General features: G+C 42.9%; 6 protein-coding genes. All 6 read right to left on the bottom strand.

Annotated elements, in window-relative coordinates; translation table 11 throughout:
* Window positions 1-145 precede the first annotated feature (145 nt).
* On the bottom strand, window positions 146-1483 hold the full coding sequence (locus QZZ43_RS15315; RefSeq protein WP_291861237.1) for a pectate lyase: 1338 nt from the start codon (window positions 1481-1483) through the stop codon (window positions 146-148).
* Between the two features lie 145 nt (window positions 1484-1628).
* Entirely contained in the window at window positions 1629-2807 is a 1179-nt protein-coding gene (locus QZZ43_RS15310) for a glycoside hydrolase family 88 protein (RefSeq protein WP_291861235.1), read from the bottom strand.
* Between the two features lie 180 nt (window positions 2808-2987).
* Window positions 2988-4490, bottom strand: a complete 1503-nt coding sequence (locus tag QZZ43_RS15305; protein WP_291861233.1) for a pectate lyase — start codon at window positions 4488-4490, stop codon at window positions 2988-2990.
* Between the two features lie 93 nt (window positions 4491-4583).
* Window positions 4584-6155, bottom strand: coding sequence for a DUF5123 domain-containing protein (locus QZZ43_RS15300; protein ID WP_291861231.1), 1572 nt, complete (start codon window positions 6153-6155; stop codon window positions 4584-4586).
* Window positions 6156-6173: 18 nt separating this feature from the next.
* Window positions 6174-8018 (bottom strand): RagB/SusD family nutrient uptake outer membrane protein, encoded by a 1845-nt coding sequence (locus QZZ43_RS15295; RefSeq protein WP_291861229.1) that lies wholly within the window; start codon window positions 8016-8018, stop codon window positions 6174-6176.
* Between the two features lie 15 nt (window positions 8019-8033).
* Window positions 8034-11264 carry a TonB-dependent receptor gene (locus QZZ43_RS15290; RefSeq protein ID WP_291861227.1) on the bottom strand — a complete coding sequence of 1077 codons (3231 nt, stop codon included), beginning with the start codon at window positions 11262-11264 and terminating at the stop codon, window positions 8034-8036.
* Window positions 11265-12037 lie beyond the last annotated feature (773 nt).

Genomic DNA, 12037 nt, shown 5'->3' with positions numbered 1-12037 from the left:
AAACAGAATAAAAAGAGTAAAAAATCGTTGCATAATCGTTTATTTAATAACTGTTCAATAAAGCAAATAGTTGCCCGCAACCCAAAATCAACGGGAACGGACAACCATTGCAAAACCTGAGTGAACTGTTTGTCTATGAATTGTATTATTCCACCAGGCTATTGAACCAAACCTCGATGTTGGCATAATCATCAGAAATTGACATTACAGCTGCATCTTCAGGATTATTGCTGTCCAGTTCGTTGGATTTTTCCCAGGCGTCAGGAATCCCATCATTATCAGAATCCCGGGGATATTCTGCTGATTCAAGATCTGGCCAGCCTCCCACATCACTTTGGGAATTAATAATTCCATTTTCTCCATAGGTAAAAGATCCATTTTGAACCTCTTCCATAATGCGGCTGTCAACAGCATCTCTCTTCAAAGAAGCTCCTGCATGTTTAACAACCTCTTCAAAAGCCACTTCTGCACTTAGAGGAGCATAATCAGAAATCACATGAGGCTCAGATACTAAAATTGAATCAACCGGATAATCGTCGATATCCAACCCAAGAGCATTATTTCCGGTAATTTCCGAATTTCCGTGCATCACGTTTCCCGAAATATAGTAATTGCTAAAAGGCTTGTAAGGTTCCAGGAACTCCTCCGATGCACTATTGGATGTAGCAGGTCCCGGTTTAAAATAGTTATTCACCATATTGTAATTACCATCCTCACCGGCATACATACATTTCGAACCCCAATTATAAACCACGTTGTTAACCAGTTCGGCCCTTTCCTTTTCCGGTTGTTTATGGTATCTGCTTCCTTGCAATCGTGGGTTGCGACTGATATGATGCACCATCAGGTTGCCAATAAAGGAGGCGGTTTTACCGCCCCATATTCCACCATATCCATGTTCGCCTTTATGGTGATCAGACTTATTCATACTTTCACTGATGATACACCATTGTACGGTGGAATTTTCGTTGTCGTAAACTGAGCACACCTCATCGTTCCCCCAGCTAAAGCTGCAATGATCAACAATCACATTTCGGTTGTCTTTGCAGGTGAAAGCATCCACCTCACCTCCAGAAATATCTCCCGGTCGAACTCTGACATACCGGACAATTACATTATCAGCTTTGACCTTTAGGGGATATCCTGTAAGACAGATGCCTTGACCTGGGGCTGTTTGCCCGGCGATCGTGATGTCCCCGTTATTAATATCTAAAGGGCTTTTTAGTTCAATATTCCCCGAAACTTTGAAAATAACGATGCGGGCCCCGTGTTTCCTGACTGCCTTTCGGAGGCTTCCCGGGCCTTCATCATTCAGGTTGGTCACCAACACAATCTCTCCTCCACGTCCTCCGGTGGTATATTTTCCGGCACCCAAGGCACCCGGAAAAGCAAGTACCTGTTGGTCATTTTGTCCCTGGGAACAGGCCCAACCTGAAAACATCAAAATGAGGATTGTCGCTACTATTTTAAATCTTTGCATCATTTCTGTCTTAATTAGAATGTAATCCAATCATAATATGGAATTGAGAATGTGGGTATCAGGTTAAAAAAGAGATTCCTTTTCACATCCCTCCGGACAATCGCAGAACACTAACAGCTATGAGCCAAGAACTAACAGCTAAAAACTTCTATCTGTCCAGCTCAATAGCTGCAAAAATAAAAGGTGCAACACCTTTGGGATCATTATCCACTTTGGTTTCGCTGATATAATATTCGTAAGTCCCGTCACGATAAGGATTGCCTCCTAAACCACAGGCACCACAAATATTGTGCATGGTAACCAGTCCATCCTCATCCACCGTGATAAGATGCTCCAAAATATCATCAAACACATCGTTGGCAACGGTGCGATATGATTTATCAAGATAGCCTTTTCCAGCACCTTTTGCAAAGGCATAAGCAAACATGGCACTACCCGATCCTTCGATGTAATTGCCTTCACGGTTACCCATATCAAGTACCTGATACCAAAGACCTGTTTCCTCATCACGCACTTTCAGCAAAGCATCAGCAGTAGATTGAAAAACGGTAATAATCGAATCCCTTTTGGGATGGTCCTCAGGAAAATAATCGAGTACATCTACAATAGCCATCATATACCACCCCATAGCACGGCTCCAGAAATGCGGAGATCGACCTGTTTCCGGGTCAGCCCATTTTTGTTCCTTACTTTCGTCCCACGCATGATACAACAAACCAGTCTCTTCATCATGTGTCACTTCATAGGTGAGCAGAATCTCATGAGCCGCCTCATCAAACCATTCCGGAGCGTTAAATTCTCTTGCGTATTGTGCCAGGAAAGGCGTGGCCATATATACTCCGTCGAGCCATATTTGCCATGGATAGATTTTTTTGTGCCAATATCCGCCACTATTGGTTTTAGGATGATTGCGCATCTGCTCCACATGCATTTCTATTGCTTTACGGTATTTTGAATCCCCTTTGCGCTTGTAAACCGTAATAATATTTTTAGCAGGATTTATTCTGTCAATATTGTAATCGGTTGGATCATATTTTCTTACGTCACCCGATTCGGTAACAAAATAATCCACATAATCTTCCATGTATTGAGAATAGATGGAATCCTCATGTCCCAGTTTATCAATGGCCTGACCCAGCATGGCAATATCGTATTGCCACTTTATTTTATCAGGATTCAGATAATTCACCAAACTATCGTAGCGATGTATTACCGAATTGGCCATTTTTACTGACCATTTCTGACTAGTTTTGTCAGGCTTTTCATGGTTGCATCCCATGGAAAAAAGAACCACAAGCGTGAACACTAAATATGAAAAAATCTTCATGATTTTATTTTTTGATGCATTAATAAAATTTTCTCCTTCTGCCAGGTTTTCCAAATGATGCGTTGAATGTTGTTCCATTAAAAAATTAAATCGCAAGCTTTGAAGAAAACAACTATCGAAATCATATTTTCCTGATAGTATCAAAATCCGAATCCTATTTTTGAGTGATTCAAAGAAGAATCAGCTTCCGAATCCGACTCCTGACGTCACCAGTTCATTCAGATAAACTTCCAGATTGGTGTAAATGTCGTCAAGGGTGTTTCCTGATGAATCTGAAGCATTATCAGGATTCAACCCGTTCTGAGACTCCCAGTCGTCGGGCATTCCATCCTTATCTGAATCAGCAGAAACTGTTCCGGGCGCTAACTCGGGCCAGCCACCTACAGTTGATTGCGTATCAATAATTCCAAGTGCGTCCCCATAAGTACCGCCAAAAGTTGCATCACCATTCCTCACTTCACCAACAATCCTTTCGTCCACAACATCACGGTAAAGACTTGCGCCCACATGTTCCAGCACCGCTGCATAAGCCTCATCAGCAGATGTATAATTAACCTCGGTGATATCGAAACGTGAATCAGCCACCAAAGTACTCTTATCGCCACCACTTTTCAGGTCAATTCCCTGCCAGTTATCCGCTGTTACTGAGGGATAACCATCCACATAGTTTCCGGTTACATAGAATTTTCCATAAGACACTTCGTAGTAGGCTTCAAAAATCCGGTCGGGATGACTATCTGTTGCCGGGCCGGCTTTATAGTAATTATTCACAATATTGTACTCTCCCGCTTCTCCACCATAGGAAGAGTTGCTTCCCCAGTTGTAAATTACATTGTTGACCATGGCTGCTCTTTCGCGAACAATGCCATCTCGCACACCATAGAATCTGGGGTTACGACTTTTGTGGTGGGCCAGTAAATTATGATGAAATGTAGCATTGTAACCGCCCCAAAGTCCGCCATATCCATGAGCCCCTTTACCATGAACAGATTCATTGAGACTTTCGGCAATTAAGCACCATTGCATTGTGAAATTTTCATTGTCGTAGAATGAAGCACATTCGTCTGTGCTCCAACTCATACTGCAATGATCAATAATAATATCAGCATGCCTGCGACCCCACAACGCATCTCCTTCAACAGCATTTTCATCTCCCATCCGGAATCGAAGGAAACGAAGAATAACATTATCTGCAGATACCGTAACAGGATACCCGGCAAGAGTAATCCCTCCTCCCGGAGCAGATTGCCCGGCAATGGTAATATCACCGTTTGATATTTTTAATTCTGAGTTAAGATAAATTGTTCCTGCTACCGCAAAAACAATAGTACGTGCGCCCGATTGACTGACGGCATAGCGGAGTGTTCCTTCCGAAACACCATCCTCAAGTGATGTTACCACATAAACATCTCCTCCACGGCCTCCTGTGGTGTACATGCCACCACCTTCAGCACCTGGAAAAGCTATGGCCCCTCCTGGGTTACTATTTCCATCATCCTGGTCGTCGTCTGTTTGATTGTCATCCTCATTGTCGTTTGCTTCCTCCTCCGAATCATCCGAATTGTCATCGGTTGTCTCAGTTTCAGGGTCACCCGGGCCACTTATCGTCTCTTCTTCCTCACAACCTGCCAGCGCGAAAACCATAAAGACCACAAAAAACAGATAAAAAAATCTTTTACACATACTAAGCATATTTATAAACAAATTGGGACGTGTTCAAAAACATTAAAAGCGGGGATGCACACTAGTACGTGCATCCCCGAAAAAGTCATTAGTTTATTGAATCCACCTTGGATCTCCCATAGAACCATTTCCTTCGCCTGAATTACGAATAGGTGAATTAAAGTCGATGCTGAAATCACCATTTTCAGGATCAGCAAACGGACTGGCAGTGTTATCGGTAATATTGTTAGGACCGTTCAACTCTGACTCTGTCAAATTCACTGCATTGTGATAATAGTTGTAATCAACTACAGGGAATCCGGTTGCCGGATCATCAGCACGGAACTGAGCTTCGGCCATTTCTGAGAAAACATTGTTCTTAACGGTTACCATATTCCCAATGGTACGGACATATACCACGCGGTTACTTGGATTGGCAACCTTGTAGAAAGTATTGTTCTCAATGTTTATTACCTGACCTTCGAATCCGGCAATGTCGTCGCAACGTAAGAAATGACGAGTGCTGCTGGAATTGCTGAAAGTAGTGTTGGTAATAGAGATATTGGCAATAGCACAACTTCTAAGGTCGATAAACTCATTATTTCCGATAGTAACATTGTCAACAATACAGTTATCAATGACCAAACTATTGACGCTACCGCCTTCAGTTCCCCTGAGAAGTGATCTGTCGAAATTGCTGAAAGTACATCCGCGAAGAATCAACTCGTCTCCGGCAACAGCATCGCTACTGATACGCGTGGCATAGCTTTCTTTCTCTTCGGTATTAACTGCTCCATCAAGAATTGTATAACCCGAGAAATTCAGGTCTTCAAGAATCCAACTGGTTCCACCTTCGAAATAGAAAGCTGCATGAATAGTTGGTTTATCACTGGCATTCAGAGCCTTAACGGTAAGCGACCCTGTAACAGTAATCGTACCAGAACTTACAGTATAGTCACCCGGCTCAAGCACAAATGTGCCTTCACCTGCAGTATTTATGATTTCCACCAGGTCTTCATCAGGTCCAACAAGGGTAGCATCACCAATATCAATTAATGTCTTAAAGGTAATGGAACCACGCTTAATATCACCATTAAAGATTTCGGCGGTATAGTTGGTTTCACCAATAAGTCCGTCACACAGTTTTTCACCCACAGCCTGCTCGTCGGCGCTTATCTGATATTCCATTTCACCACCGTCAGCAGATGAAATGACAATATGTGATACTGCCTTAGCCGGATCCCAGGAAATAATCACATCATTGGAACCGACATCCTCACCTTCGGGCTGATATAAAATATTCTCCGTAGGCGTCTTGAAAGTCAACTCAGCATATTCCGAGTTGTACTCCGGATTTTCGGCCATTGCCATAATACGTACAGAGTATCTGGCCCCACCTTCAAGATCCGGGATAATAACCGGAAGTTCAGTAATACCGGTAAAAGATTCCACAATATCAGTAAACTTCAGACTATCTTTGCTGAGATCCATATTATACGACTGGGCGCCAAGAATAGGCAACCAGTTCAATTCAACAGTTGTTCCGTCAAAATTGGTGGTTAATTCCACCGGGCGAAAAAGGCGCACTGTTTTATTGGCACCATCATCGTCGTCGTCACAGGACGGCAGAATAATCATCAAACCGGCTGCTAATAAAAACATTAACTTCCAAAGATTAAATTTCATAGCTATTAAATTTTAAAATTAAAAACCATATTCGTTAACAAAAGCTCCATTGGCATCATCAATAACCGGCTGGGCTATTGGAAACAAGTGCCTGTTGGGATGTTCATCCAGGCCGGAAGACATCAGGTTAAGCCACTGAACAAATTCATCTTTATCTGTTTCACTGATACCGGACATCCATTCAACTCTTTCGAAATCGGGAATATTGATATCTCCCAACTCTTCATCCAGATTAAGTGTCTGAAAGTTCAGGTCTTCAGAATCCTGTTCAGAATACTGATAATAAAGATATTGGGGCACATTCTCATAAGGAGCTTCACCATAAACAATGCGACGATTCATCTCACGTGCTTCCTTGACTTTCTCGTCCAGCAGGTTCCAGCGGATAAGGTCATACTTACGAATACTCTCCCCCCCAAACTCAAGTGCACGCTCATCAACGATGGCATCAAAGAGTTCTTCAGCACTGGCAAGGCTTTCCACATAGTTTTCCACCATGTCGGGATGCATTTCGGGCTCAAACGCCCTGCGGCGCACCTGCTTCAAAGCCTCCTTGGCTGCAGCTGTCGGGCCATTCAAAGCATTTTCGGCCTCAGCAAACATCAGCAATACATCAGAATAGCGCATCATGGTCCAGTTGATTCCGGTCAACAATTTATTTCCGGCATTTCGATTGGCAGACAGATAAGCATCTGACATCCATTTAAGGTTCCACTTTGCAAATCTGAATTGCGTAGGGTCGGTATAAATCTCCATCTGAGGGAGGTTGTTGTATTTATAGAAAGCAACGGTAACCAAGCGTCTGCTATCTTCCGGTTCGAAAGAATAGAGATAATGAGGCAGTGTAAGTGCACCTCCCTGGTTTCCACGCCCATACTTGGGATTGGTATCGTACCGTATTCCGATGTAATAACCGGCTTCTCCGCTTCGGGCCATTCCGTGGCCTACCTCAAAGAGGCTTTCGTAATACTGACGATCCGGTTCAAGCTGGTTTTGACGCACAAATACGTTTTTGTAAGAAGGATTTAAAGAGTGAACGCCTTCATCCATAATCTCCTTACACTCGTCACGTGCAATCTGGTAATAAGCTTCCCAGTTAGAGCCACGTTCCATAGTGTTAGATTCAGCACGCAGACTATAGCCACCACGCGTCAACGCAATACGAGCCATTAACCCTTTCACGAATCCTTTGCTGATACGTTCCGGGGTTCCGGCATCACTTCGATCAATCCAGGGCACATATTGTTCAGCCTCCTGAAGATCTTCGATCATAGCTTCCAGAATCACATCACGATCGGTTTTAGGTATAAAAAAGTTAGACCCATCAGGTTTGGTAGGTTCAGTTTTGAATGGCACATCACCCCAGTTGCGAACCAGTTCCAGATAGAACAAAGCACGCAGTGTAAGCGCTTCACCGTAATAGGCCATCATTTTAGCCTTAGCAACTTCATTATCGCCACTCATCACAGGACTGTTTGGCACCTCGGAAATCATGATATTCGCGCGCTCGATGGCACGATAAAGGACATTCCAGGGCTTGGTGAGTTCACTGTTACCCGGTGTGGCCAGATAGTTACCTATACCACGACGACCATTGTCTCCATAATCTCCGGTACCAAAAGCAACCACTTCAATGTCGGAGTTCATGGAAGCATACATTGGAAACATCTGGGAGTAGGTATCATCATGGGTCATCAGCGAATAAATACCATACAAAGCATTTTGTGTAAATGCCGGGTTGGAGAATACCACATCGGTGGTATAGCTCGATTTCGTTTCTGTCTCGAGAAAATCATCTTCACAGCCGGTGAAGACCAATAACCCGAGCAGCATTGTTATCAGATATATCGATAAAGTTCTCATAATCAACAAATGTTTTTAAAATGTGAGATTTACACCAGCAATAATCGAACGGCTTCTGGGATAAGCAGAATAGTCAACTCCAGGCGTAAGCGGAGTAGAACGTCTGGTATCCACTTCGGGATCGTAACCGGAATAATTGGTAAATGTCCACAAATTGTAACCGGTGACATAAAACCTTAGTTTCTCAACAAAAAAGCGTGAGGTTAGATTCTCCGGAAGAGTATATCCCACTGTAACATTGTTCAGTCTCAGGAAAGATCCGTCTTCAACAGCCCATGAGTGCAAGACTACACGACTCATCATCGGGTGCCAGATTTCCACATTTTGGTTGAGCATCTGCAGACCTTCCGGACTGTAAACAAAATCTCCGGTTTCGGGATGAACAATAGAAAAACGATTTTCCCAGCTCATCGTTGAAAGAAGGTTTCCATACAGTCTGGTATCGGGGAATGAGGTGAATTCCAGCTTGTTGGCGTTGTAAATATCATTTCCATACACCCAGTTGAAAAACGCTGAAAAGTCAAATCCCTTGTAAGTGGCAGTCAGGTTAAATCCACCAGTATGGTCAGGATTGGCATTACCAATAATGGTACGGTCATCCTCAGGATTAATTACATCTCCCTCACCACCAAGGTCTTTGAACTTCAAGGTTCCCGGGCCAAAGAAGCGGGCCCCGATTAAAGTGCTGTTATCAGGCACACCCTCTTTTAAGCTGTAGGTTTCAGTGTCGGAATCGTAATTAAAGTCGCTGTATTTATACATTCCATCAGTAACATATCCCCACATCTGTCCGACAGGTTCACCTTCTTTCAGCAAATAATCTCCTGTTGGACCCGAAGAACTGCCATACCATTCAGAACTCTGCAAAGACATCTTCACATCACCGAGTTTCTCAACATTGTTGATATTGAAAGCAATATTAAATGAAGCATTCAAAGTGAAATCGCGACGTTGAATAATACGAGCATTCAAAGCCAGTTCAACACCCTGGTTGGAAGTTTCACCGATGTTCTGCATCTGGTAATCAAAGCCGGTATTGGATGGAATGTTTGCTCTTATCAAAAGGTCTTTCGTGGTATTGTAGTAAGCATCGAAAGAACCATTAACCCGATTGTTGAAGAATCCGAAATCCAGACCTGCATTCCTGGTATAAGTGGTCTCCCACTTCAAATCAGGGTTGGCGATGGTACTTCCGGGAACCAGTTGATTTTGAAGATTTTCATCTACAAAATAAGGTTTGTCGTCATCACTGGTAGTGTAAACCATTTTCCACATGTCATCACCAATACGATTGTTTCCCGCAGTACCATAACTGAGGCGCAATTTCAGATTGGACAGCAAGCCAATTCCACTGACAAAAGGCTCTTCAGAAATCCGCCAGGCTCCAGCCACCGAGGGGAAATAACCCCAACGGTTTCCTTCTGCAAATTTGCTGGATCCATCTGCACGCATGGTGACAGACAGCAGGAACTTCTCCGAGAAGTTGTAATTAAAACGTCCGAAGTAAGAAGAAATGCGATCTTCGGGCGACTCAAACGATTCTGTTGGCTGAGGCGAACCCAGATTCATCATAGCCAATGCAGCATCTACAGTTACATCACTTGGAAAGAACCTGGATTCCATGTCAAGACTCTTAGAATTGTAAGTATAAATTTCCTGCCCCAGCAGCAAATTAATGTCATGCCCGGGGAGCAGATCATCCTTGGCATAAGAAATGGTGTTGGCAACCCTTTGACGCAAACGTTCACTGGTATCAATAGTCACCATAGGATTTCCACCGCTGGTATTTTTCGACTGAGAAGTGGAAGGGCCATAGAACCGGTCATCTCTGCGATTCTCAAATTCAACACCCCAATCGCTTTTAAGCGTTAATCCGTCAATAACCTCGTAACCAATTCCAGCATTAAAATTAATGCTGCTACGATCAGAATTCCGATAATCGTCGTTTACCACATCCACTGGATTGTATAGCTGACTGGCCGCCTCCATGTCTGTATCAAAATCCACAGCCGCAAGAAAATCCTGAAGCCCGCGCACCGGAGCATATTTCACAGCGTGCTTCAGCCGACTGTTGGAAGAAGAACCTTCAGTTGAAGTTCCTGCACCCGTCACATTGGTATCGGAAAAACGAGTATTGAAATCAACGGTAAGCCTATCGGTAATTTTACTGTTAATCTTGAAATTTATGTTGTTCCGGACATACCCGGCACCCAGCATAATACCCTCATCATCGGTGCGGCTCAAACTCAAATTATATTTGGTCTTTTCCGAGCCACCGGTAACACTCACATTATGATACTGAGTCATGGCATCGCGACCAAAAAGTTCGTTCTGCCAATCGGTACCATTTTGCGATTTATACAACTCAAGATCGTCGAAAACTCCATAATAGCGCTGAAAATTACGCGCCGTGTTACCACTCTCACCGGCAAGTTCGTACTGCCAAAGTGTATATTCATAAGGATCAAGAACATCAAGAGTCTTGGCAATATTTTTAACACCGTAATACATATTGTAATTAACGGTGGTTTTGCCGGCAACACCCTCTTTAGTCGTAATAATAATAACACCATTGGCACCACGTGCACCATATATTGCAGTTGAAGATGCGTCTTTCAAAACATCGATAGCCTCTATATCAGAAGGAGCAATATCACTGATACTGCTTACCGGAAAACCATCGACAATATAAAGTGGAGAGTTGTCCTGCGTAATAGAGCCACCACCACGAACACGGATTTTTATCTCGGCATCGGGAGATCCTTCAGTGGTAGTAATTTGCACACCTGCCAAACGTCCGGTAATGGCCTGAGCGGTGGAAGAAACTGGAATATCCTGCAAGTTGTCGCCGGAAACAGAAGAAACCGAACCAGTAAGATCGCGTTTCCTGACAGTACCATAACCAATGGCAACCACCTCATCCAAACCAATGGAAGACTCCTCCATTCTTACATCTAATGTAGATCGGCCATTTACAGCAACTTCCTTATCAGAAAAACCAATAAATCTAAAAACCAATACTACATTCTGGGCGTCACTCAAATTAAGTGAATAATTTCCGTCCATATCAGAAACCGTTCCAGTGGTTGTTCCTTTAATTATAATGTTAACGCCGGGAAGGGGGTCCCCATAATTATCGGTAACCGTTCCCCGGACGGACATCTGTTGCTGGGCCCATCCCCATGATGAGATGCAGACGAGAAGTCCCAGGACAAATAAAATTTTAAAAAGTAGCTTTTTTCTCATAACAAATTTGATTTAATAGATGATTCAATAAATCTAATGAAGTTCGAATAATCTGGAATTGGGGTAATCTTACAAATGCTAAAATACAATAGCTGCAATAAACGAACATCGGAATAAATATCTAAAATGGTGTTACTAATTGTTAATTTTAACGGGGTCGAATTATCTAAACACTGATTTTCTGATACTTGTAAAATCAACCAATAATTAATTTAAAAAGAAGAATTCCGTTTCAACGGGAAAAGACCTAATTAAACCGCCCAATAAACACGGAATTACACACTCAAGAAAGGAAGAAGACCAATTGAGAAAAAACCAATTAAAAATCAACGGGTAGCCATAAAAATTCACACACAGAAGAACAAATCATCCCTGCCAATCTGTATCCATTTGTCCCATTAGCCAGCAAGAATAAGAGCTTCCCTTAGCCAATACAATAAAAAGAGAGTTGAAGCATCTTTTAACAATTATTCTAACCTGGATGAGTCAGAACCAAACAAATTTTCACAATACCTGTCGCAGCTCCACAGCTTATTACTTTATTAATCACATTTTCTCTACCGTTCTGTCGCCGCTCTGCGGCTATCAAATGAGGATGCCCAATGAATTAAAAAAAAGACTGTCCGTTAAAATATAACGAACAGTCTCTGATTTTCTAAGTGAACCTGCTAAGGGATTGTGCCGAAATAAATTGCCGCTTTAGACTTGTTCTTTTGCCCTTTAACTTCCTTGAAAATCCATTAAATAGCTCGCTATTCGCAGCATTTTCAAGT

Source organism: Marinilabilia sp., assembly GCF_016278715.1.
Classification (GTDB): Bacteria; Bacteroidota; Bacteroidia; order Bacteroidales; family Marinilabiliaceae; genus Marinilabilia.
The sequence above is the reverse complement of the archived record's forward strand: the minus strand, read 5'-3'. Positions and strand labels throughout refer to the sequence as shown.